The organism is Muricauda sp. MAR_2010_75, assembly GCF_000745185.1.
In the GTDB taxonomy this organism is placed as follows: domain Bacteria; phylum Bacteroidota; class Bacteroidia; order Flavobacteriales; family Flavobacteriaceae; genus Flagellimonas.
Map to the genome: position 1 here is coordinate 4237812 of NZ_JQNJ01000001.1, position 22219 is coordinate 4260030.

A 22219-nucleotide genomic window follows, 5' to 3' on the forward strand; every position below is an offset into this window, starting at 1 on the left:
CCTTTGAAGGGGTGGTTTGGTTTTGTTTTGTTAAAAAAATCTTAATGTATTTTTAAAGGTGTACTGAGGGTTGCCCACAAAAAAGTCCTATAATTTGCTTTACTTTGACTCGCAAACCTGAATCAATGAACCCTTCTGCTTCTGGATGGATTAATAAGTTTGGCCACCTTGTTGATAAGGAGACCAAAATTTTTCCCGATTTTGAGAGCTTATACCAAGAGCTTAAAAGAAATGGGTTCGTATATGGGGTGCATTTGGATATCCCCTCCTTTATTGAAGTGGAGCACAAGCTCAGTGAAGATGAGATTGCCAAAATAAATTTGCTCACGGCACTTTATTTTACGTTTAAATTTGAAAAGAAAACTTCCAATTTCACTGACTTCGTGGATACCATCTTTGCGTATTACCAATCCTTGGAAGTAAGTCGAATTTCTTTTTTGAATAAAATTTTGAGTGGGTCCAAAACGGAATCCCAATTGGAAAAATTAATTGACTCCCGAATCTATTTAGGAGGAAATGCCTTCAATCGTGCCTTTGGAAACAGCCTGACCAATTCCCTGCTTTATGTGGATGTATTGATTTTTAGGGTCTATTTACAGGGGAAAATTCCAATGATGGAGCATGCCCAATTGTTGGAATATGTGACCATAAACATTGCTTATCATGCTCTAAATTCCAAAGAGACCCATGAAAATGATGCCAAATTAATACAACTTTTGGCCTCATCCCTTACGTACGTAAATTTGGATGAAGCAAAATTTGATGGCACCTATCGTGACCTGTTCAACCAAAATTTCACCAAAATTGAGAAGGATTATTTTTTGGATATAGCCTGCTTGACCATCTGGGAAGACAAGTCTTTGGACTACACAGAATCTGACTACATTTTTGGTCTCGGAAAGGACCTGGGAAAGTCGCAAAATGAGGTACAATCTGAACTGAATTTTGTGAAGAAATTTTTTGACGCCAACAAGGACAAAATCGCTTACCTGAACGACAAAAATTTAGCGGTTCAATTCTATGACGGCATGTCTAAAAATGTGAGCAAATTAATTCTCAGAAATAGCAAAAGGCTCAAAAAAGAACTCATGGAAAGTAAGGAACTTTTGACTCTTTTATCCAAGTCAACCGTTAAGGATTTGAGTGCAGAGGAGAAGAAAAAAGTTCAAAATCAGTTGGTGGATATTTTTAAAAGCATTCCTTCCTTGGCCATATTTATGCTTCCGGGCGGAGCAGTTTTATTGCCTATTTTCATCAAGTTGATCCCAAAGTTGCTTCCATCCGCTTTTGATGAAAACCGTATTGATGAAGATTAGCCTTTTTGGGCCAAAAAAGTCACTATAAGAAAAATTTATAGTAAATTTTTAAATAATTCAATAATTTGATTTTCAGTTTTTTATGTAACTTTATTCCAACCAAAGCTTAAAGTCTTTTACGCGCTCCCTACTCACAATAATTTCTTGCTCATTATAGCGGTTCATCTTGATTTGAAGCCTGGAATTGGTGTATGAAATGATGTCGTTTATATGGGTGATGCCCACGTAAAATTTTCTACTTACCCTAAAAAAGTCTTTTGGGGACAGCTCCTCTTCCAACTGTTCCAAAGTGGTATCCAAAAGATAATTTCTACCATCGGAAGTTGCCGCATAAGTTCCCTTGTTTTCGGAATAAAAACATTCCACATCATCGGCATTTACAATTTTTAAATGTTGTCCCACCTTAACCGTAAATCGTTTTTTATATTCACGATCCAAAGGGTCTATCAATAGCTTTTTGATGTCGTTGAAATCCACCGAAATTTTTTGATTTTCTGGTTTAAAATCCCGGTACTTTTTAACAGCCTTTTCCAGGTCTTCATCATCGATGGGTTTGAGCAAATAATCAATGCTATTTAGCTTGAAAGCTTGGAGGGCATATTCATCAAAAGCAGTGGTGAAAATGATGGCGCTTTTTACATCGACAGCATCAAAAATTTCAAACGAAAGACCATCCGATAATTGAATGTCCAAAAAAATAAGGTCGGGCTGTGGGTTGTTCTGAAACCACTCAATGGATTCGTCTACGGAGTGCAACATAGTGGAGACCTCCACTCCCTGTTCCGCCAACAAACGACTTAAACGTCTTGCGGCCGGTTTTTCATCTTCAATGATGATTACGTTCATTTCATTTGGATATTATTTATACCTTCTGTTTTCATGTTCATTCTTTTCTATGTATTTCTGGATTTGTCGCTCTTCCCACTTCTTCAAGAAAGTCAATTTATGTCTAAACAGATATGCGGTATGAACCGCCAATATCAAGATCCAGATGACCAGATGGGCATCCACCCAATTAAAGTAGTAGGTCTCCAAAGAAAGCCCCTCCGGAAGAAACTGCTGCAACGCCCCGCTTTTAAATAGATACAAAATGGCGTTGATCACCACAAAAACTTTTAGGTGTCGGTAAAAATCTTTCAACTCTTTGACCCGTTTGGTAGCCTTCTTATATGTGTTGTCTTCCAGGTTTTCCATATTGCATCGCTACACGTACTTATCCGCGTCTTTCTTGTCTTTGTCGATATACTTTTGGATTTGTCGCTCTTCCCAGTTTTTTCCGAATAGTAAACTAAATCCAAATACCTTGGCCCCGTGCATGGTCAAGCCAATGCCCCAGGCAAACAAGGTGATGAAATGCGGCCATTGCCAAAAATTATCCGAATGCATATAAATGTTCACAAGGATAAATGTATTGATCACGATATAGATGGACATGTGGATATAAAACCCCTTCATATCCTCTACGCGCTTTTTGGCCCTCTTGTATTTATCTTTTTCTAAATCATTCATGATCATCTCCATTTTTTTGTGTTTTCGTCTTCTTTCATAAACTCCTTTATCTTTCTTTCTTCCCAACCTTTCCCGAAGAAAGGATTCAAGTTGAAAGTACCTACAGCATGAAAGAACACTCCAATACCCCAACCGAATGCGGCCCACAAAAACCACATATAGCTAAACCCATTGGTCAGGTAATTGATCAAGGCCAAAATTGAAATGACCAGTATGTAGGACCACAGGTTGGCATAGAACTTTTTAAGTTCATCCACCCGTTCTTTTGCCCTCATGTATTTGCTTTCTTTATCTAAATTTTCCATTTGTCCTGCTTTAGATGTTCACCTAAATATAGGCATTGTTAAAAATTTTTGTCCTTCATAAGCTCACGAATCTTACGCTCCTCCCAATCTTTTCCTAAAATGGGATTGTAGCCCTGGGCACACATCCAGAGAAGCACAAGTCCAATGCCCCAACCAACCGCAGGGAAAACCACCCAAGGGAAACTAGTGGTCTTGTAATTTAAATAGGCTAAAATTGGAATTACAACACAATAGGCCAATAGGCTTGAATAAAAGGATTTGATTTTTTCAACCTTTCCTTTTGCCCTAAGGTATTTATATTCATCTAAGTCTTTCATAACGAATGGTTTTGTTGTTTTTTTATTACATACCAAAATTCGCAATCCCTGCTGGTATCTGAAAAAGTAGTTTCGTGAACTGTTGTTTTTTGGGGATGAATTGTGGGTGAGGTGTTGGATTATGCGTAAAGGAGCGGAAGGTGGGTGCTAAATGGTTACAAGTTGAATCTGATATCCGATGTCCGATGTCCGATGTCCGATGTCCGATGTCCGATGTCCGATGTCCGATGTCCGATGTCCGATGTCCGATGTCCGATAAGGAAATTAAAAATCCTCACTGTCCATGAGTTCCCGAATCTTTCGCTCCTGCCAGCGTTTGCCCCACAATGGGTTATATCCAAAAGCCTCCATGCCATGTGCCAAAACCCCAAAACCCCAACCTATGGTAGGGAAAAAAGCCCAAAGAAAATCCGTGGTCTTTAAATTGATCCACCACAAAAACGGAATCACAACACAATAGGCCATTAAATTACTATAGAACTCCTTAATGGCCTTTACATGTTCCTTGGCCTTGGCATATCTTTTTTCTTCAATATAACTTTGCTGCGTCTCTGAAACCGATACTTGTTGGGTAAGCATAGGTAGGGCAACACTAAAATCCAAGGTGTTCTTTGTTATGGTTACTTCACGGTCCGTTAACATATTGTAGCGCTGTTTTATGTTCTGCAGTCCTACTCCACTACTTTTTTTAACTACCTGCTTTTCCTGAAGATTATTGCTTACCACCAACATCCCGTTTTGTTCAAAAACTTTGATATGCAATGGTTTTGAGCTTGTTACAACGTTATGTTTCACCGCATTTTCCAGTAGTAATTGTAAGGAAAGGGGGACGATCTTGGCATCCGGAATGGTACATTTTTCCGGAATTTCAAAAACAATACTATCCTCAAACCGCATTTTTAGGAGCCGGACATAGGTTCTCGCAAAATTGAGTTCTTCATCCACAGTGACCAAATCCTTGTTTTTCTGTTCCAACACATACCGGTACACTTTGGACAAGGATGTAGTGAAACGTTGTGCCTGGTCCGGGTCTTCCTCAATAAGACTAGTAAGTACATTTAGGCTATTGAACAAAAAATGGGGGTCCAATTGGTTCTTGAGGGCATCAAAGCGCGCAGAAGCTGTGCCTGCTATGATTTTTTGTTCCTTTACTCGCTTTTCCTGCCAATTTTTATAGAAATATACCGCATGGAAAAACACCGAGACCACCATGGTTATCAAAAGGGCCACAACATAAAATGCAGGTTCTTCGCCTGCTATAAAAGATTCCCAGTCCTTCCCTTCAAAACCCAAACCAAGTACCATCCTGATCCACAAAATGCCCATCATGGTGACAAGGATGCCTCCTATGGCACTTATGGCCAAACGGTATTTGGCATATCGTTTCCAGGTTACTTTATGGTTCACATAATCATAGTAGAAACTGTTGAGAAAAGTCAGTACGATGGAATAAAAAATGTAGTACCCCACTTCGCGCATCATTTTGGCATCAAAAGCCACATCTCCACCGGAAAGTGCCTTCAAGCCAATAAAAATCGTAGCCAAAACAAGACCAACCACTATTGCTATTGATAGTAGTTTGCCAATATATTTAATCGCTTTCTCCATTTCTGGTCTTGTTTACCGCGCTTTCTTTTACGTAAAAAGGGGCGTATCCCCGCTAAAAGTAGCAAAAAGTTTCCACGCCCTTTTTATAGTCTCGACTGATGATTCTCTGATTGATGCATCAAAAATCACCCAAAAAATGGCTATTGGAAAGGAAGAATTACCGAATTGTTATGTTGGAAGGACGAACTGTTGTAAAAAAAAGCCCAACAACCAATCGATCGCCGGGCATACACCTCATAACTAAACAACTATTATTTAACACTGTACTCTTTATGGATGGCCTCCTCAAAGGCTTCCCAATGGGCCTCGGTCATTCTTCCTGGGGTAAACAGGCAAATTCCCGTAGCACCGTTCTCCATTGAGCCCTTAATGGCCTCTCCTATCTCTTCTGGAAGCAGCCCATGGTTTTCCGGGTCCTTTTCACTTCCTTTTTTCTCGGGTCTCGGACAAATAAACAGTCCGCTGTACACGGGAACCCCGTTTTTTGCTGTTGCCACTTCCTCATTTACCATTTCTCCTACCCATTCTGGGCCTTCCAAATAAAAATCGTTATAGTTCATAGGATAAATGGCATCCAAGTTCCATTGGCCCCAATCCTGTCGCACCAATTTTTTGGCAATGGAAGGGCCTGGAAAAACGGCCGCATTTATCTTTTTTCCTTTGGAATGAACTTCATCTGCCAATCGGTTTACAATATTGGTGATTAGATCATATCGGAATTGTTTCCACTCAGTCACTTGGGCAGGGTCCTCCACTTCTTTGATATTAATTCCTGTTTTTTCTTTAAAGGCAGATGTGCAATCATCACAATAGCAATAATCAAATTGGGGGTATTCCCTATCCATCACCAGTCCGTATTTGTCCCAAAGGCCGCGAGCCAGAATAACATCGGGAAAACGAATGTAATCCAAATGAATACCGTCCACTTCTTCCAATTCGGCAACACTTCCATAGAGATTGGCCAAAAAGTTATAGACCCCCTCCTTGCTAGGACACAAAAATGTGTAATGCGGAACATAGGCGGGTTTATCAAATGCAGATTCCCCTTTTCCATTGATGGCGTACCATTCTTTCTTCAGTTTTGGGTTTTCACCTTGCACCATGGTCGGAATCCAAGTGTGAAACTCCATTCCGGCCTCTTTTACCAATTTCCCAACGCGTTTATAGGTCTGGGGATCATGTCCACCGTTGTACATCAGCCCATCCACGCCCTTTTCTTTCAAATCAGAAAATTGGGTCGCCAATTCTTGGTCAGTGGCTTCACCGGGACCTCCAATCCAAGCGTAAACAGGAATCTTATTTTTCTCCGTACATGCGGTCAAGGATAGCACCACGGCCATCATTAAAAGGAATTTATTCATTGGTTTGTAATTATGTAATGAAGTGAATTTAGGCAATCTTTTTGGTCTCCCCTTTGAAACTTAGACGAACAACGTCTCTGCCCAAACGAACACCTCCCGTTCCATGTTAACTTCTTTTTTTCACCCCACATGCAACCCTTGCTTTTTTGAAATGTCATTAAAGCGAAGAAATCAAAAAACGAATCGTAATTCTAAATTCAAACCATCAAATGAAACAAAACAAGAAAAGGAACGGGCCAGCCTATTGGTGCTTGGTCCTGTCCCTTCTATTGGGCTCATCGTTAGTGCAAGCCCAAAACAATTTTACCATCAGTGGAAAAGTAACCGACCAAAGCAATGGGGAAACCCTTTTTGGTACTTCCATTTTTTTAAAAGGAACAGATATTGGCGCTATTACCAATGAGTATGGCTTCTATTCAATCAGTGCCCCTCCGGGTTCTTATACCCTCATTTTTTCTTACATGGGCTTTAACGAAGTCAGCAAACAAGTGGTTTTAGATAAAAATATCACCTTGAATATGGAACTGGTGGAATTTTCAACGCAACTGGATGAGGTTGAAGTCACTGCCGAAGAGCCAGAACGCGCCGTACTCCGCAAACCTGAGATGAGTGTTTCCAAACTCAACATTAAAACGGTGAAACAAATGCCCGTGGTTTTAGGTGAAGTAGATATCATTAAGTCGTTGCAGATTCTTCCCGGGGTTACCAGCAACGGGGAAGGCTCCAGTGGTTTTCATGTGCGTGGGGGCGCCGTGGACCAAAACTTGGTGTTACTGGATGAGGCCATTATTTACAACACCTCCCACCTATTGGGTTTCTTTTCCGTGTTCAATGCTGATGCGGTTAAGGACCTAAAATTATACAAAGGCGGTATTCCTGCAAGATTTGGAGGACGGGTATCCTCTGTATTGGATGTTCGCCAAAAGGACGGTAACAGTAAAAACTTTGAAATGACCGGAGGCATTGGTGCCATCTCCAGCCGATTGGCCGTGGAAGGACCTATGTTCAATGACCGTGGTTCCTTTTTGGTGGCAGGAAGAGGCTCCTATGCACATCTATTCTTAAAACTTGCAGGTGAGGACAACAGTGCCAGTTTTTATGACCTCAACCTGAAGACCAACTACAACCTCAACAAAAATAACCGTCTGTACCTATCTGGCTATTTTGGGCGAGATCTTTTTGATATTGGAGGCTCCTTTAGTAGCAGTTATGGAAACGCATCTGGAAACCTTCGTTGGAATCATATTTTTAACGACAGGTTGTTTTCCAACTTATCACTCATCTACAGCAATTATGATTACGAACTCAACATCAATGATTTTGAGTTTGATTGGGTTTCCTCCATCCAAAACTATAATATTAAGTATGATCTAAAGTATTATTTCAATGATGCCTTTAAGTTGGATTTTGGGGCAAGCACCATAAAGTATGTGTTTGATCCAGGACAGATAAAGCCCACAAGTCCGACCTCTGCCATCAACGAATTGCAATTGGACAAGAAAAGAGCTTTGGAAAGTGCAGCCTATGTAAATGCTGAGCATAAACTCACGGATGACCTAACGGCTCAATATGGGATTCGGTTCAGTCATTTTAACCGAATGGGAGGACAACCTTTGAATGACTATGTGAATGACCGCCCGTTGGTGTACAACAGTACCCTGCGCATTTACGAGCGGCAAGATCCCATTGGCGAGACTATATATTCAAAAAGTGAAAGCATTGAAACCTTTAGCAATTTTGAACCAAGGGTGTCATTAGCTTATCAACTCAACGAGGTCTCTTCGGTAAAAGTGGGGTATTCCAGAGCTGCCCAATACATTCATTTACTGTCCAACACCTCAACAGTAACTCCTATAGACGTGTGGACACCCAGTGGAAAATACATCAAACCACAACTTTCCGATCAGTTTGCTTTAGGGTATTTCAGAAACTTCAAGGACAAAATGTATTCCATGGAAGTGGAAACCTTCTACAAAACGGTAGACAACCGAATTGATTACATTGACGGTTCTGACCTTATCGGAAACAACACCATTGAACGTGAAGTATTATCCGGCGAATCCCGGGCCTATGGTCTGGAAGTATTGCTGCGCAAAAATGAAGGTGCATTTACCGGATGGGTGGCCTACACACTAGCCAAATCCGAACAGCGCACTCCTGGAGGCAATGCAGGTGGCCCCGGAATCAACAATGGCAAATGGTACAGTACGCCTTATGATCGTACTCACGACATCTCCCTCACTGGAGCTTATCAACTAAATGACAAATGGAGTTTTGGGGCCAATGCCATTTATCAAACTGGGCGACCCGTCACCTACCCCAATGGACAGTATCAGTACGAGGGTGTCTCCATTGCCAGTTATTCACAACGAAATGCAGACCGATTGCCCGCGTATTACCGCTTGGATGTTTCTGCTACCTATCGTCCCAACCGAAGACCTGATAAAAGATGGAAGGGCGAATGGGTCTTTGGAATCTACAACGTCTTCAATCGGAAAAATGCGGCCTCCATCTCTTTTGGTCAAAATTTGGAGACCGGGGCCAATGAAGCCACCAGAACCGCCATTTTTGGCATTGTACCTTCCGTAACCTATAATTTTAAATTCTAAACTGATGAAACCATTTCATATACTTTATTTCTGTTTTTTGCTTATTGGCGCTTCATGTACAGATGTTATTGAAGTTGATGTTCCCGAAGCTCCTCCAAGACTCACCATTGAAGCTTCTTTGGATTGGGAAAGAGGCACTTCAGGGAGTGACCAGACCATTTTATTGAGCACTTCAACCCCTTATTTTGCCGAGCAAAAGATTGCTCCTGTTCTTGGCGCATCGGTAAGGGTCACCAATGAAGATTCTGGGGCCGAATTTGTTTTTGAGGATCAGAATAACGGAGAATACACAACCTCTAGCTTTATTCCAGTAATAGGAAACACCTACGCATTGGAGGTCATTTATAACGAAGAGCGATATACCGCCAAAGAGACCTTGGTTCCTGTGAGTGATATTGTAGACGTCTACCAATCCACGGAAGATGGAGAGGATGAAGATGCCTTGGAGGTGAACGTAACTTTTCAGGATCCTGAGGGCATTGAAAACTATTACTTTCTACGTTTTAAAAGTGAGGCAAATCTCTTTCCAGAGCTGTATTACATCAAAGATGAGTTTATTGATGGGAATGAATTCACTATCTACTATGAAAAATTAGCCGATGAGGATGATGGTATCACGGAGTTTCAACCTGGGGAAACCGTTGCCATTGCTTTTTATGGCATATCAAAACAATATCACGATTACCTCCGGCTTTTGGTGGAACAGTACGAAAATGCAGGAAACCCCTTTAGCCCCACTCCAGTGCCTTTAGTGGGCAACTGTGTAAATACAGACAACCCAGAAAATATTGCTTATGGATATTTTCGGGTTACCGAGGCCATAAAAACGACCTACACTATTGAATAAACCCTACCAAGGCTGTCTTAACTGTATGGGACAACGTCATTCTGAATTCCGGCAGGCAAGGCATTTCAGAATCATATCATACTAATAAACAAATCGGTATGAGAACCTGAATCAAGTTCAGGTTGACGAAAATCTACATCTTAGACAGCCTTTTCTTTTGTTTTGTAGGCCTCCAACATCCTTTAGGCAGATTTTGCAAGGATGATATTGAATATTTGTAAGAAAAAGACTCAATAATTAATAATATACTATTCATTTACTTAAAAAATTAATATTATTTAATTTTGTTAACATATTTTTAATATATTCAGGTAGTGATAGCAGCTTATCTGTTACCCGTCCCTTATTTTTAGTTCCCTTTAATTAAAATAGACCTTCCACTTGCGCTGGGCTTGATTCACGAAGTTGAAAATTAGGCAAGTTGTTTTTCCCAATCGAACACATTGATTGCAGATTTGTAACACATCAACCTAAATATCAACATTATGAGAACACTAGCAATGAAAATTCTTTTTCTATGTCCCATTTTGGCGCTGAGCCTTAATGCCTGTCAGCAAGGTCCGGTTCGGTACACCCAAAATTCCCCTGAAATTGACACTGTCAAAAAGGTAATTTCCAATTACGACACTAAAAATTATGACACCAGCATGTTTGCGGACACCTCAAAGACCTATTACAATACCAAAGACAATCCTTTGTCTTCCAATGAGGCTATTGCCTATCACAAGCAAGCGGACAGTGAGTACGCCTCCCGTGGGTTTGGAGACAATCATCAAGAATATGAAATGGTGGTGACAGACGAGGGTGAGACTTGGGTAAACTGCTGGTTGACCTGGAAAGGCGAATTGGCCGCCAATGGAAAAGAATTTGAGGTACCCGTGCATTTGACCTTTCAATTTGTGGACGGAAAAATTGTACAGGAATATGGGTACTGGGATCCCACTCCAATTGTTTTGGAGCTTCAAAAGATAGAAGCTGAAGCCAAAATGATGGATGAAGAACAAACCGAATAACTAAAACTAAACAACTACAAAATGAAACGACTACTAGTAATTCTAACAATGGTGCCTCTTATTGCAATGGCACAGGAGATGCAAGGTCCAATCTTTATGAACGTAATGATGACCCCACATCCTGAAAAAATTGACGCATTTGAAGCCGGTTTGGCTGCGCATAACAAAAAATACCATGCAGATGGTGCAGGCACTGTGAGTGTTTTTTGGGTGGCCAGTGGCAAAAATTCCGGAAAATACATTTGGAGTATGGGACCAACAGGTTGGGCCGCCATGGACGAAGTAAATAACTATGATGAGGCCCACACGATGGACTGGAACACCAATGTGGCTGCGAATGCCCTGCCCGAAATGGAGACCAACTACTGGAAAAATGATTTGGCACATTCCAATTTTTCCAAAGATTTTAATCTTAAAAACCTTTCCATTTTTATGGTGGACATTAAAAGGTTCAAGCAGATGGAATTCAATTCGATCTTGGACCGTGTATACAAAGTTTTCAAGACCAAGGATCCGGACCAACAATGGGGAGCATACTACAACGAGTTACCCAACATGGGTGGTCAAGATTTTGTTTGGGTCGATTTTTTTGACAAATCCGAATGGATGGGACGAGAGGACAAATTTGCACAATGGTACGAAGAAGTTCATGGTGCCGGAAGTTTTGCAGGCTTTCTTAAAGATGTAGAGGCTGCTACCAATGGTGACATGGGTGAGCTGTGGATTTACCGAAAAGATCTAAGCGGTTCTACTGGTGAAGTCAGTCCTCGTGAAGGTCAATAATCTGTAAGATTTTAGATGCAAAAGTCTTAAAAATCCATGTAGTTCATCGAAAAACCAGGGAGTAATCAATCTTTGATAGGGGTTTTCTGCGTAATTAGTTACGTTACTATTAATAAATAAAACCCCGATTTATGAGAACTAAAATCTTTTTTTATGCATTGAGCCTTGCTTTTTTGGCATTTATTGGCTGCTCTGAAGATGAAAACAACGGAAATCCCGGTGATACTACCGGAAGAATGACCGTTCAACTTACAGACGCTCCCTTTCCATTTGACATGGTCGCAGAAGCCAATGTTACTGTCTTTAAAGTTGATGCGCGATTAAAAGATAGCGAAGATGAAGAAATGGATGACGACGACGAATCTTCTTTTGTTGCTTTGATGGAAGAAGAAATATCCGTGAACCTTCTGGACCTTACCAATGGTGTTACCGAAGAATTGGCCGATGTAGAGGTCCCTGCCGGAACCTATGATTTGGTGCGAGTACACGTAAGAGGTGTGAACGTTGTTCTAACTGATGACCGAACCTTTGATTTGGATGTTCCCAGTGGAGCACAGACCGGCATCAAAATATTCATTGATCCAGGCTTAACTGTCGCAGGAGGTCTATCCAGCGATTTATTGTTGGACTTTGATGTAAGCCGTTCTTTCGTTGCCAAAGGAAATTTGAACTCCGTGGATGGTATCACAGGATTTAATTTTAAGCCCGTGATCAAAGCGAGTAACCTTTCCACTGCAGGAACTTTGAGTGGAACCGTGACAACTATGGAAGGTGAAGAAACCGTTGTATTGGAAGATGCTCAAATTTCCATATTGGATGCCGATGATGAGCCTATCACCTCCGGTGCTACCAATATTGATGGAAATTATGCCATTATGGGTCTTGAAGCTGGTACTTATAAAGCTTTTGCTTCTTTGACTGGCTATGTAAACAGTGATACTTTAGAGGTAAATATTGTGGCTGCGAACAAAACAGTCCAAGACTTTGTATTGGAAGCCGAAGTGGTTGAAGAAGAGAGCAATTAAGCTTCTATCATATATCAACAGAATGAAGCGGGACAAACGTCCCGCTTTTTTATTGTGATATTTTTTGATTCATCAATCTTTGAAGTCAATTTATCCTATCTTTAATCAATTAATAGACATAAAATCAAACCTCAAAGGTTTGATTGCCATACACTCATGAAAAAAAACATTCCGTACCTCTTCTTCTTTCTGTTCTTGTTTTCCTTACAGTCATATGCCACAGACCCTGTCTTGGATTTTTTGAACTCCCTTGATGATGCCCAACTGAGCAAGACCCAACTGCAATTTGATGATGTATCACGGGAAACCTGGCATTATTTTCCGGCTACCATGTGGCCTAGATCAGGAATCCAATTGGGGGAACTGAATGCCAAGCAAAAAGAATTGTTCCACAAAATGTTGAAGCAGCATTTAAGTCAATCTGGGTATAACAAGACCATGGACATTATGAGTTTGGAAAACGTACTTGCCGAGGAAACCGGTGATACCCACATGCGGGACATTAACAAATATCATATCTCCGTATATGGCAACCCTGCAAAAGACGAGGTTTGGAGCTGGACTTTTGAGGGACATCATATCTTGTTAAGCTTCACCAGTGTTGACGACAAAATTTCATTTACACCCCGTTTTTTTGGCGCCAACCCCGCAATTGTTCAATCGGGACCTAGAAAAGGAGAACATACATTGGCCATGGAAGAAAATTTGGGGTTACAGCTTATCAATTCACTCTCAAGTGAACAAAAAACAAAGGCCATTTTTGATGACAAAGCGCCTTGGGATATCTTAACCAAGAATTCAGTGAGCGTGTCTGCCGATAGCCCCAAAGGCATTTCCTTAACAGCTTTGGACAAATCGCAGCAAGAAGCTTTAATGAAGCTGATTCACGAGTATATCTCTGCAGTACCTAACGACATCGCCAAAATCCGAATGGGAAAACTGGAGTCCGAAGAAGTGCAAGACATTCATTTTGCATGGGCGGGAGCGACTTTTTTGGGCGAGCCCCACTATTACAGCATTCAAGGAAAGACTTTCTTAATAGAGTTTGATAATTCCCAGAACAATGCCAATCATATCCATTCTGTTTGGCGCGATTTTGATGGCGATTTTGGCAGGGATCTTATCCAAGAGCATTATGCCGCCCATCACAAAAACTAATTGAGAATACTTTTTTGATCCATGTACATTCCCCAACACTACAAGAACGAGGACCTTAATGAAATAAAGGATTTCTTGGCCAAAAACAGTTTTGGAATCTTAATAAATACGATTGACCATAAACCTTGGGCCACCCATATTCCTCTGGAATTGGGTACAAACAACGATGGAAAAGATATTCTAGTGGGACACATTGCCAAAGCAAACCCCCAATGGAAACATTTTTCAGAAAATCAAGAAGTGCTTTGTATTTTCAATGGGCCACACAGCTATGTTTCTTCGTCGTGGTACAAGGAAGAAGAGGTACCTACATGGAACTACATCGCGGTGCATGTCTATGGGGTTTTAAAAATTTTATCGGAAGAAGCAACCATGGCTTCCATGCATAAATTGGTGGAGAAATACGAACAGGATTCAAAGCATCCTATTTCGCTCAAAAACATGTCGCCCAAAACATTGCGACAAGTAAAAGGAGTGGTCGGGTTTCAAATTGAGATCACCGATATTCAAGCTACCTATAAGCTTTCCCAAACTCGAACTGAGGACCATGCCAAAATCATTTCGGAACTCGAAAAACGTGATGCCAGCAGTAAGTCAATCGCTTCGGAAATGAAGAACAGAAAACCGTAGGGCAATCTATTCAATATCTTGGAAAATGGCATCCGCCCAGTTGGAATAACGGGGGTTGTCTACATGCATGATCCAAATTTCATCGTTGTATTTCCCTTTCATTTTGGACTGATAGGCTGCGTACGCCTCCGTATTTTCGTCATATTTGGCCAAATACACATAGTTAAGACCATTATCAGGGTTCTTAAAATATTTTGGGTTTAGTCCCTGCGCCTTGAGTTTAGCCATAAAACTATTGAGGTAATTTTCATTTTTAAAGACATTGGCCACAATGTAGTGTCCCTTTCCCACGCCATCCAGACTGATAAATTTTTCAATGGGTTTGTAGGCGCCACCATTGAATGATCCTTTTTTCTCTGGAGCTTCTTTTTTGGCAATGGTTGAATTATCGGCTAAGCGTTCTTTTTCCATAGAATTGTAAATGGAATCCAAATCCTCACTATTGGCAAAATACAGCTTTTCTGCCTTGTTCTCAACATCTGGATGCCCATCATCCGTTTGCCGTTTTACCATGCGCATGACCATTTCAAATCGCTTTTCAAGGTCCTTTTGGCGACTCTGCTCCATGGAGTCCATTTTAAAAAGCAATTCATCAATCACGGCGTAGCTATCTTCTTGTTGGGCTTTCAAAATTGCTATTTGTTCTTCCCAAAACGCCAAATCTTCTTTGTTTGTGGGACGTAATGTAGTTTCAACATCCAACTTGCCCTTTTTCTCTTCCTTTTCTTTTTTGGCATCTGCCACCAAACCTCCTTCAATGGGTTTTCGGGCCTTGGGGTCATCTTCGTTGTCCACCACAATGTTTCTGGCCATCATGGGTACAAATGAATAAGCAATTGAGATTTCATGTGTTACTCCTAAGTTTATAAAGTCATTATTCAGGTTTTTCTCAAAGTTGTATCCAAAGGAAAGTCTCCGATTAAGGTTAAACCCTGTACCGGCAGAAGCACCATAAAGCTGGTCATACCCTCCCTGGATCCATCCCAATTTAGGAAGGTCAAGGATGATTCCACCTCCAAAGATTGGGTCTTCTTCACCTTCCAGCCGTATACGCGCCAGAGGCAACAACCGGCCATCCTCAAAAATTCCCGAGCCGTTCTTAAATTCTTGGGCAAATTGAATATGACCAGAAAATGTTTTTTGGTTTAAATCCGTCAATGATTTTCCCGAACTCATGTTATAATCCAAAAGATTATGGGCAAACACCCCAAAATCAAACTTGCCAACAGAAAGATTCAATCCAGGTTGAAAGGAGATGATGGAATTTTTGGAGGTATTATTGAGAAATGGGTCTTCCTCTACCGTAACCGCTCTATCGGGATCAATACTACTCACATAGTAGGGAATATTGACTCCAAAGGTTAAGCTACTTTCCCTTCCCAATTGAATGCCATGCGCATAATTGGCCATTACCCCCAGATTTGAGATAACCCCTTCTTGCTGATTGTAAAGACTGAACCCTATACCTATCCTATCGCTCACCTGTCCGCTATAGCTCAAAAAGTAATTTTGCGTGTTGTTTTCAAAGTCTGCACTTTGACTCCTATGGAACAGGTTTACATACGATTTGTCTTCCCTAACAGATGAAAAGGTTGGATTAATCAAGAACCGGTTGAATTTCAGCAAATTCTGAAACGGAACATTGTAGGTAACATAGGGGTTACTATCCTGGGAATGAACAATAGGCCCCAGCAAAAAACCGCATAAAATCAAATAAAAAACCCGCTCACAAGAGAACAGGGTTATTTCTTTGGAAAATAAAGGTAGTTTTATATCCATAGCCGATGGGGGTTTGTAGGTTAATGGGCCTGATGGGGTCAGGTGTATGTTTTTTGTTTGGTCTCATTAGCAAGATTTGGGAACTTGTAAGAGTTTTACTACTTAAATAATATACAATCTTAGGTATTTTCTCGGTAAACAGCTAATTTTTTCGTTAAAAAACAGCCTTACTCGTTAATTAAACGTAAATCACCAAAAAAAATTGAGTGGTTCCCCTAGAAAAGAGCTTGTTAGCTGTCATTTTTTTTAATCATTCCGACTACTTTTGTGTTTCCTTAATTCTAAAACGAACGCCATGGGCAACTTCATTCGCATTATTCCGTATTCTGATGTGTATGCTACTGTCTTTAAGTCGCTTAATGAGGAGTGGATAAGCAAATATTTTAAAATGGAAGAAATGGACCATATTTCATTAAACCACCCCAAGGAATATATCTTGGACAAGGGCGGCTATATAGCGGTTGCGCTTTTGGATGAAGAAGCCGTGGGTGTTTGCGCCCTTATCCCTAGTATACGTGATGCTTATGATTTTGAGTTGGCGAAAATGGGGGTATCCCCAAAAGCACAAGGAAAGGGAATTGGTAAACTTTTGGGGCAACACATGGTAGAAAAGGCCAAATCATTGGGAGCCAAAAAAATATATTTGGAGAGCAATCGGGTTTTACAACCTGCACTCAACCTTTATCAAAAATTAGGGTTTAGGGAAATTGTGGGGGCCAGTTCTCCCTATGAACGTAGCGATATTCAGATGGAGCTTTTACTCTGATTTTCCTCCGTGAAGGTTTCCAAAGTATACAATTGGATCAATTGCCTTTTACCCCGAAGCTGCAAGTTGTCCATCTTTTTAAACTCATATGATTTGCTCTTTGCCAACTGATTTACGAGTTGTTCAGAAATCAGCATCCTAACGTCATAATTATTGCATTCTGCCTGAATCCGGGCCGTGGTATTGAGCACGTCCCCTGTATAAATGATCTCTTTTTTAAGGACCCCTATCTCACCTGTGGTCACCAGACCAATGTGGTAGCCCGCTTTAAAGGATGGAAAAAAATTGAATCTCTTCAGGTAGTGCGACTTTCTTTTTTCCAACGTCTTGGAAATTCTAAAAAAGCATTCAATGCAGTTATTGGCATACAACCCACTCTTTTCGGGCCAAGTGACCACAATCTCATCTCCAACATATTGGTAAATTTCACCAGAAGTCTCCAAAATGGCATTGGCCATATCCCCATAATATTCTTTTAGCAATCTAAAATATTTGGAATGCCCTAGTTGTTCTGCAATGGAGGTGGAGGATTTCATATCCAAGAACATAAAAATCCGGCTTTCCCTTTTGGGTGTATGATATTTTCCAAATACAAAATTCAAGAACACCCCACTTCCCAAATAGGATGAAATTTCAACCAAAAGCATCCCAATCGTAATACCAAAACCAATATATATGACCACACTCCAAAATGCGAAACTGTTCATAAACTTTTTTACGCTTTGGATCACTGTGGGATGAAATAAGGACAAATCAAATCGATTGGAGTTCACGCTCAAGGTCAATACCGTTAGAAAAATGATAATGAATAGAAGATAGAACAATGTTTTAAGGACAATCTTAATCCAAAGCGGACTCTTGGTAAACTTTTTGCTCAACCACGTAACCTCTACCCAGCCATGCAAAAACCCCATAAAGAAGCCTCCAATACAAGCATAGGTAAGTGAGGTTTCAAAATCATATTTATTATGGGTGGCAGGATATAAATCAATCCTTCCCAATAAGCCCTGTTCCACAATGCCATAGATCAATCCAAACAATAACCAGATACAGGCAAATAAAAAAGCCTGCTTAAGATATCGCTTGTATTTTGGGTGCATCATATGAGCTTAAATGTAGTGTATTCCAGCCATAACCCAGTACTTTGATTTTTATATGCCACTTAAAATGAGTATCTTATAAGGTGAATTTAAAATTCAGAAACCATGGGAACAGTTAAAAATTTGAACAAATGGGCCAATACCCACACCTACTATCCTTTGGACCTTTTACGTGTTGCCTTGGGGGTATTTCTTTTTATCAAAGGCATTGAGTTCATGACCAATTATGAACAAATGTCTGAGATAGCTAGACCCTTTCAAGAAATGCCGGGTGGCATGATTATTTTACACTATGTTGCCCCTGCTCATTTTGTGGGCGGATTTTTGATTGTGGTGGGCCTACTTACTCGATGGGCCGTTTTTGCACAATTACCCATTTTACTGGGAGCTATTTTAACCAATTTTTTGGGGGTAATGCACGTGCCCAACCTTATTATGGCCTTAATTGTGTTTTTTGCGTGTATCTTCTTTGCACTTTATGGTTCTGGAAAACATTCGGTTGACTATTACCTGAAAATGCAACAATAGGACGAGGTACGGATAAGCTTATCTTTTATTGAAGAAAAAACGTAGTAAAAAGCCCGCTTGTGCGGGTTTCTTTTTTTGTGGATAACACTTTAATGCACTACATTTAAGTTGCTGTACATCAACCTAAAACCAGAATCATCAAACGGTCAGCCTCCATAGTGATTTTTCTATGCATTGTTGTGAACACATTGCAGGGTCAAACAGGTCGCATAGACAGCCTTCAACAAGTATATCCAACCCTGACATCAGATTCGTTAAAAATTAGAATCCTAAAGGATATAGCCTGGGAATATCTAAATAATCGCAGCAATGCTGAATTGGCCAAAAAGCATATTGATAGCTTCCTTTCCATTAGTAAAAAAGCTAATATGCCTTGGGGGCTTTCCATGGCAGATTATCAGTATGCCGTTCTTGAACGACAAAAAGGAAACTATAGTGAAGCATTGACCTATATTGATAGTTATCTGAACTTTGACCAAACCAAAAAGGAACCCTTCGCAGTGGCCAACGGATTGTACCAAAAAGCTATCATTCTGGACAATTTGGGCAATTATGACGAGAGTCTAAAAATCTATTATGATATCCTTAAAATCTACGAAGAGCATGAGGACACCTTCAGCATTGCCACTACCCTGAATGCTTTGGGAGAGATCTTAAAAAAGACTGGGAAAACATCCGAAGCCATGGAGAGCTATCAAACGGCTCTGGAAATCTTCAAGACTTTGGACCATAAAACCGAAATAGCCAATTGTTTGTTCAATATTGGCGATACCTATATGTTGCAAAAAGATTATAATCTTGCCGTTCAATATTTCAAAGAAGCACTTGTATTAGATGAAGAGACCCGAAGCGATTGGGGAATTGCATTCGATTATGAAGCATTGGGCAAGGTCTATGGATATTTGAAACAATACCCACAAGCTTTGGATTATCATAAAAGGGCCTTGGCACTTCGGGAAAAATTAGGGCAACGTTTGGAACTGTCCATGAGCTACACCCAAATAGGTACTATTTATCTTGGAATGCAAAATTATGCCCAGGCCGAAGCAAACATCAATTCAGCTATTGCCATTGCAGAGGATATTGGAGCTAGGGAACAGCTTCAAGAAAATTACAGAGTCTTATCCTCAATTTATGAGGGAACGGGTGATTTTGAAAAAGCCCTGACCTTCAAAAACCAATTTATTTCCATAAAAGATAGTCTTTTCAATGTAGAAAAGTCCAAACAAATTGAAGAACTCCAAGTGCGTTTTGATACCGAAAAGAAGCAGGATGCCATAGCCTCCCTCCAAAAAGACGCCGAAATCAACACCTTAAGGCTGAACCAACAAAAAACCTTACGAAATATAATCATTGGTATCGCCGCCGCCGCTCTACTCTTTCTTTGGTTTGCCTTCAATCGATATAAACAAGTGCAACGCGCCAAACAGGCCGAAGAAGAAAAGAAAAGGGCTGTTTTAGAGGAAAGAAAACGTACGGAGTTGGAAAAACAACGAGTGGCCGAACTCCAAAAAATTGACAAACTCAAAGATGAGTTCCTCGCCAATACCTCTCACGAACTGCGTACACCTTTGGTTGGTATTGTGGGGCTAACGGAATCCTTGCAGGATGGCGTAGCAGGAAAACTGCCCAAAGAAGCACTGGAAAACTTGGAGATGATTGCCAACAGTGGCAAACGCCTTTCCCATTTGGTGAATGATATCCTCGATTTTTCAAAGTTGAGGAATCGAGATCTTGTGCTCTCCAAAGCGCCATTGGATATGTACGCTGTTTCCAATATCGTATTGCGCCTGTCCCAACCTTTGCTGAAGGACAAACAGCTCAAGTTCATCAATTCCATTCCCAAAAACGTTCCTTTGGTGGAAGCGGACGAGAACCGGCTGCAACAAATCATGCACAATCTGGTGGGCAATGCCATCAAGTTTACCGAAAAAGGGTACATCAGTCTGTTTGCTGAAGTTAAGGAGGATATGCTCTCCATTTCCATTTCTGACACTGGAATTGGAATTCCCGTGGATAAAATTGATGACATATTCAATTCATTTGAGCAAGGTGACGGTTCTGTGCAACGGGAATATGGCGGAACAGGTCTTGGCCTTTCGGTGACCAAACAACTCGTGGAGCTTCATGGGGGAACCATTTCGGTTTCATCAGAAAAAAACAAAGGTTCAATTTTCACTTTCACGCTTCCATTAAGTGATAAAACCCGAAAAGACGTAAAGATGAAAGTGCCGCAACCCTTGGCTTCTGTTCAAGCTGTAAGTAGCAGCACTCCTGTTCAAGTGATCCCCAAGGAAAAACCCAAACTTTCCGAAGAAGCTCCCAAAATCCTTATCGTGGATGATGAACCTGTGAACCGTAGGGTATTGGAAAACCATTTGAGCATGGCCGGATACCACATTGTGGAAGCCAATAATGGCAAAGAGGCACTAAAATTGATAGGCGAGGATTCAGATTTGAGTATGATCTTACTGGATATTATGATGCCTGGAATGTCTGGATATGAAGTTTGCGAGAAAATCAGAGAGCAGTATTCCACAAGTGATCTACCCATTATACTTTTGACGGCCAAAAACACCGTAAACGATTTGGTCACTGGGTTTAATTCTGGTGCCAACGACTACCTTACCAAACCTTTCTCTAAAGGAGAGCTGTTGAGTCGCATCAGAACACACCTTAATCTCAACACCATTCATAAGGCTACTTCCCGTTTTGTGCCTTCCGAATTTGTAAAATCGGTAGGAAAAGAGTCCATAACCGACATCAAATTGGGAGATTACACCGAAAAAAACGTTACAGTCTTGTTTTCCGATATCAGGGATTATACCTCATTGGCGGAAGGCATGACTCCCGAGCAAAACTTTAAATTTGTCAATGCATACGTAGGTCGTATGGGGCCCGTCATCAAAGAAAATAACGGGTTTGTGAACCAGTATATGGGTGATGGCATCATGGCCCTGTTTCCAAAAAATCCAGAAAATGCCTTGGATGCGGCCATAGAAATGCAACGAACCCTATCCCTTTACAACAAAAGACGGGTTGAAGAAAAAGGATACAAACCCTTATCGGTGGGCATTGGATTGCATACTGGCCCATTGATCATGGGAATTATTGGGGATACCAAGAGAAATGATCCCGCGGTCATCGCTGACACTGTCAATAGCGCCGCCCGGGTGGAAGGAATGACCAAGCATTTTGGTACCAATATCATTATTAGTGGGGATAGTTTGGAATTGATGACTGACCCATCCGGTTTCAATTTTAGATATCTTGGAAAAGTAAGGGTCAAAGGCAAGCAAAAGGCCTTGGAAATTTATGAATGCATTGATGGTGACAGCATTGAGAGTATTTCTTTGAAGCTAGAAACCAAAACGCATTATGACCAGGGAATAGAGCTCTTTTTTGATAGCCAGTTCAATGAGGCTTCCACTGCTTTTGAATGGGTCTTATATAAAAACCCCGGAGATTCCGTAGCGCACTATTTTCATGATATGGCACGTAAATATGCCGTTTTAGGACCTCCAGAAGATTGGAAATCGGGTACCGTAATGCACGAAAAGTAACT

Annotated in this window: 20 protein-coding genes; 11 read left to right on the forward strand and 9 right to left on the reverse strand. The window is 40.8% G+C overall.

Annotation, left to right across the window (positions count from 1 at the left end):
- Nucleotides 1–125 precede the first annotated feature (125 nt).
- Nucleotides 126–1316 (forward strand): LETM1-related biofilm-associated protein, encoded by a 1191-nt coding sequence (locus tag FG28_RS19100; protein WP_036385648.1) that lies wholly within the window; start codon nucleotides 126–128, stop codon nucleotides 1314–1316.
- Nucleotides 1317–1406: 90 nt separating this feature from the next.
- Here FG28_RS19100 and FG28_RS19105 read toward each other — a convergent pair whose 3' ends face one another.
- The 7 genes from FG28_RS19105 to FG28_RS19135 form a co-directional block, all read right to left on the reverse strand.
- Nucleotides 1407–2162 carry a LytTR family DNA-binding domain-containing protein gene (locus tag FG28_RS19105; RefSeq protein ID WP_036385650.1) on the reverse strand — a complete coding sequence of 252 codons (756 nt, stop codon included), beginning with the start codon at nucleotides 2160–2162 and terminating at the stop codon, nucleotides 1407–1409.
- A gap of 12 nt (nucleotides 2163–2174) precedes the next feature.
- A complete protein-coding gene (locus FG28_RS19110; protein WP_036385652.1) occupies nucleotides 2175–2510 on the reverse strand; it encodes a 2TM domain-containing protein in 336 nt (111 codons plus the stop codon).
- A 9-nt stretch (nucleotides 2511–2519) separates the two neighbouring features.
- Complete coding sequence (locus tag FG28_RS19115) at nucleotides 2520–2825, reverse strand: 2TM domain-containing protein (RefSeq protein WP_036386896.1); 306 nt, start codon at nucleotides 2823–2825, stop codon at nucleotides 2520–2522.
- Between the two features lie 2 nt (nucleotides 2826–2827).
- Nucleotides 2828–3130, reverse strand: coding sequence for a 2TM domain-containing protein (locus tag FG28_RS19120; RefSeq protein WP_036385653.1), 303 nt, complete (start codon nucleotides 3128–3130; stop codon nucleotides 2828–2830).
- A 38-nt stretch (nucleotides 3131–3168) separates the two neighbouring features.
- Nucleotides 3169–3447: a 2TM domain-containing protein gene (locus FG28_RS19125; RefSeq protein ID WP_036385656.1), complete on the reverse strand. Its 279-nt coding sequence runs from the start codon at nucleotides 3445–3447 to the stop codon at nucleotides 3169–3171.
- Between the two features lie 264 nt (nucleotides 3448–3711).
- Nucleotides 3712–5055 (reverse strand): 2TM domain-containing protein, encoded by a 1344-nt coding sequence (locus FG28_RS19130; protein WP_081894456.1) that lies wholly within the window; start codon nucleotides 5053–5055, stop codon nucleotides 3712–3714.
- A 251-nt stretch (nucleotides 5056–5306) separates the two neighbouring features.
- Nucleotides 5307–6416: a hypothetical protein gene (locus FG28_RS19135; protein ID WP_036385658.1), complete on the reverse strand. Its 1110-nt coding sequence runs from the start codon at nucleotides 6414–6416 to the stop codon at nucleotides 5307–5309.
- Between the two features lie 209 nt (nucleotides 6417–6625).
- On the opposite strand from FG28_RS19135, the gene FG28_RS19140 reads away from it, so the two are divergent.
- The 7 genes from FG28_RS19140 (at nucleotide 6626) to FG28_RS19170 (ending at nucleotide 14481) form a co-directional block, all read left to right on the forward strand.
- Complete coding sequence (locus FG28_RS19140; RefSeq protein ID WP_051947488.1) at nucleotides 6626–9025, forward strand: TonB-dependent receptor; 2400 nt, start codon at nucleotides 6626–6628, stop codon at nucleotides 9023–9025.
- 4 nt (nucleotides 9026–9029) lie between these two features.
- Nucleotides 9030–9872, forward strand: coding sequence for a DUF4249 domain-containing protein (locus FG28_RS19145; RefSeq protein WP_036385660.1), 843 nt, complete (start codon nucleotides 9030–9032; stop codon nucleotides 9870–9872).
- 485 nt (nucleotides 9873–10357) lie between these two features.
- A complete protein-coding gene (locus FG28_RS19150; RefSeq protein WP_197062633.1) occupies nucleotides 10358–10885 on the forward strand; it encodes a nuclear transport factor 2 family protein in 528 nt (175 codons plus the stop codon).
- 21 nt (nucleotides 10886–10906) lie between these two features.
- Nucleotides 10907–11668 (forward strand): hypothetical protein, encoded by a 762-nt coding sequence (locus tag FG28_RS19155; protein ID WP_036385662.1) that lies wholly within the window; start codon nucleotides 10907–10909, stop codon nucleotides 11666–11668.
- 131 nt (nucleotides 11669–11799) lie between these two features.
- Nucleotides 11800–12693, forward strand: coding sequence for a DUF4382 domain-containing protein (locus tag FG28_RS19160; protein ID WP_036385664.1), 894 nt, complete (start codon nucleotides 11800–11802; stop codon nucleotides 12691–12693).
- Between the two features lie 156 nt (nucleotides 12694–12849).
- On the forward strand, nucleotides 12850–13851 hold the full coding sequence (locus FG28_RS19165; RefSeq protein WP_051947490.1) for a DUF3500 domain-containing protein: 1002 nt from the start codon (nucleotides 12850–12852) through the stop codon (nucleotides 13849–13851).
- Nucleotides 13852–13872: 21 nt separating this feature from the next.
- Entirely contained in the window at nucleotides 13873–14481 is a 609-nt protein-coding gene (locus tag FG28_RS19170; RefSeq protein WP_036385666.1) for an FMN-binding negative transcriptional regulator, read from the forward strand.
- Between the two features lie 6 nt (nucleotides 14482–14487).
- On the opposite strand, the gene FG28_RS19175 is transcribed toward FG28_RS19170, so the two are convergent.
- Nucleotides 14488–16260, reverse strand: a complete 1773-nt coding sequence (locus FG28_RS19175) for a PorP/SprF family type IX secretion system membrane protein (protein WP_051947492.1) — start codon at nucleotides 16258–16260, stop codon at nucleotides 14488–14490.
- A gap of 295 nt (nucleotides 16261–16555) precedes the next feature.
- On the opposite strand from FG28_RS19175, the gene FG28_RS19180 reads away from it, so the two are divergent.
- Nucleotides 16556–17026: a GNAT family N-acetyltransferase gene (locus FG28_RS19180; protein WP_036385668.1), complete on the forward strand. Its 471-nt coding sequence runs from the start codon at nucleotides 16556–16558 to the stop codon at nucleotides 17024–17026.
- Here FG28_RS19180 and FG28_RS19185 read toward each other — a convergent pair.
- Entirely contained in the window at nucleotides 17005–18126 is a 1122-nt protein-coding gene (locus FG28_RS19185; RefSeq protein WP_197062634.1) for an adenylate/guanylate cyclase domain-containing protein, read from the reverse strand. The two genes, FG28_RS19180 and FG28_RS19185, sit on opposite strands and share 22 nt — an antisense overlap.
- Before the next feature lie 105 nt (nucleotides 18127–18231).
- Between FG28_RS19185 and FG28_RS19190 the strand changes: the two genes are divergently transcribed.
- Together FG28_RS19190 and FG28_RS20325 are read left to right on the forward strand one after the other, a co-directional pair.
- Nucleotides 18232–18654 carry a DoxX family protein gene (locus FG28_RS19190; RefSeq protein ID WP_036385670.1) on the forward strand — a complete coding sequence of 141 codons (423 nt, stop codon included), beginning with the start codon at nucleotides 18232–18234 and terminating at the stop codon, nucleotides 18652–18654.
- Between the two features lie 179 nt (nucleotides 18655–18833).
- A complete protein-coding gene (locus tag FG28_RS20325) occupies nucleotides 18834–22217 on the forward strand; it encodes a tetratricopeptide repeat protein (protein ID WP_197062635.1) in 3384 nt (1127 codons plus the stop codon).
- The last annotated feature ends 2 nt before the right edge of the window (nucleotides 22218–22219 follow it).

What these genes read in the sequence shown, in the direction of transcription:
- FG28_RS19100 (WP_036385648.1), top strand. Translation starts at nt 126, where the DNA reads ATGAACCCTTCTGCTTCTGGATGGATTAATAAGTTTGGCCACCTTGTT.
- FG28_RS19105 (WP_036385650.1), bottom strand. Translation starts at nt 2,162, where the DNA reads ATGAACGTAATCATCATTGAAGATGAAAAACCGGCCGCAAGACGTTTA.
- FG28_RS19110 (WP_036385652.1), bottom strand. Translation starts at nt 2,510, where the DNA reads ATGGAAAACCTGGAAGACAACACATATAAGAAGGCTACCAAACGGGTC.
- FG28_RS19115 (WP_036386896.1), bottom strand. Translation starts at nt 2,825, where the DNA reads ATGAATGATTTAGAAAAAGATAAATACAAGAGGGCCAAAAAGCGCGTA.
- FG28_RS19120 (WP_036385653.1), bottom strand. Translation starts at nt 3,130, where the DNA reads ATGGAAAATTTAGATAAAGAAAGCAAATACATGAGGGCAAAAGAACGG.
- FG28_RS19125 (WP_036385656.1), bottom strand. Translation starts at nt 3,447, where the DNA reads ATGAAAGACTTAGATGAATATAAATACCTTAGGGCAAAAGGAAAGGTT.
- FG28_RS19130 (WP_081894456.1), bottom strand. Translation starts at nt 5,055, where the DNA reads ATGGAGAAAGCGATTAAATATATTGGCAAACTACTATCAATAGCAATA.
- FG28_RS19135 (WP_036385658.1), bottom strand. Translation starts at nt 6,416, where the DNA reads ATGAATAAATTCCTTTTAATGATGGCCGTGGTGCTATCCTTGACCGCA.
- FG28_RS19140 (WP_051947488.1), top strand. Translation starts at nt 6,626, where the DNA reads ATGAAACAAAACAAGAAAAGGAACGGGCCAGCCTATTGGTGCTTGGTC.
- FG28_RS19145 (WP_036385660.1), top strand. Translation starts at nt 9,030, where the DNA reads ATGAAACCATTTCATATACTTTATTTCTGTTTTTTGCTTATTGGCGCT.
- FG28_RS19150 (WP_197062633.1), top strand. Translation starts at nt 10,358, where the DNA reads ATGAGAACACTAGCAATGAAAATTCTTTTTCTATGTCCCATTTTGGCG.
- FG28_RS19155 (WP_036385662.1), top strand. Translation starts at nt 10,907, where the DNA reads ATGAAACGACTACTAGTAATTCTAACAATGGTGCCTCTTATTGCAATG.
- FG28_RS19160 (WP_036385664.1), top strand. Translation starts at nt 11,800, where the DNA reads ATGAGAACTAAAATCTTTTTTTATGCATTGAGCCTTGCTTTTTTGGCA.
- FG28_RS19165 (WP_051947490.1), top strand. Translation starts at nt 12,850, where the DNA reads ATGAAAAAAAACATTCCGTACCTCTTCTTCTTTCTGTTCTTGTTTTCC.
- FG28_RS19170 (WP_036385666.1), top strand. Translation starts at nt 13,873, where the DNA reads ATGTACATTCCCCAACACTACAAGAACGAGGACCTTAATGAAATAAAG.
- FG28_RS19175 (WP_051947492.1), bottom strand. Translation starts at nt 16,260, where the DNA reads ATGGATATAAAACTACCTTTATTTTCCAAAGAAATAACCCTGTTCTCT.
- FG28_RS19180 (WP_036385668.1), top strand. Translation starts at nt 16,556, where the DNA reads ATGGGCAACTTCATTCGCATTATTCCGTATTCTGATGTGTATGCTACT.
- FG28_RS19185 (WP_197062634.1), bottom strand. Translation starts at nt 18,126, where the DNA reads ATGCACCCAAAATACAAGCGATATCTTAAGCAGGCTTTTTTATTTGCC.
- FG28_RS19190 (WP_036385670.1), top strand. Translation starts at nt 18,232, where the DNA reads ATGGGAACAGTTAAAAATTTGAACAAATGGGCCAATACCCACACCTAC.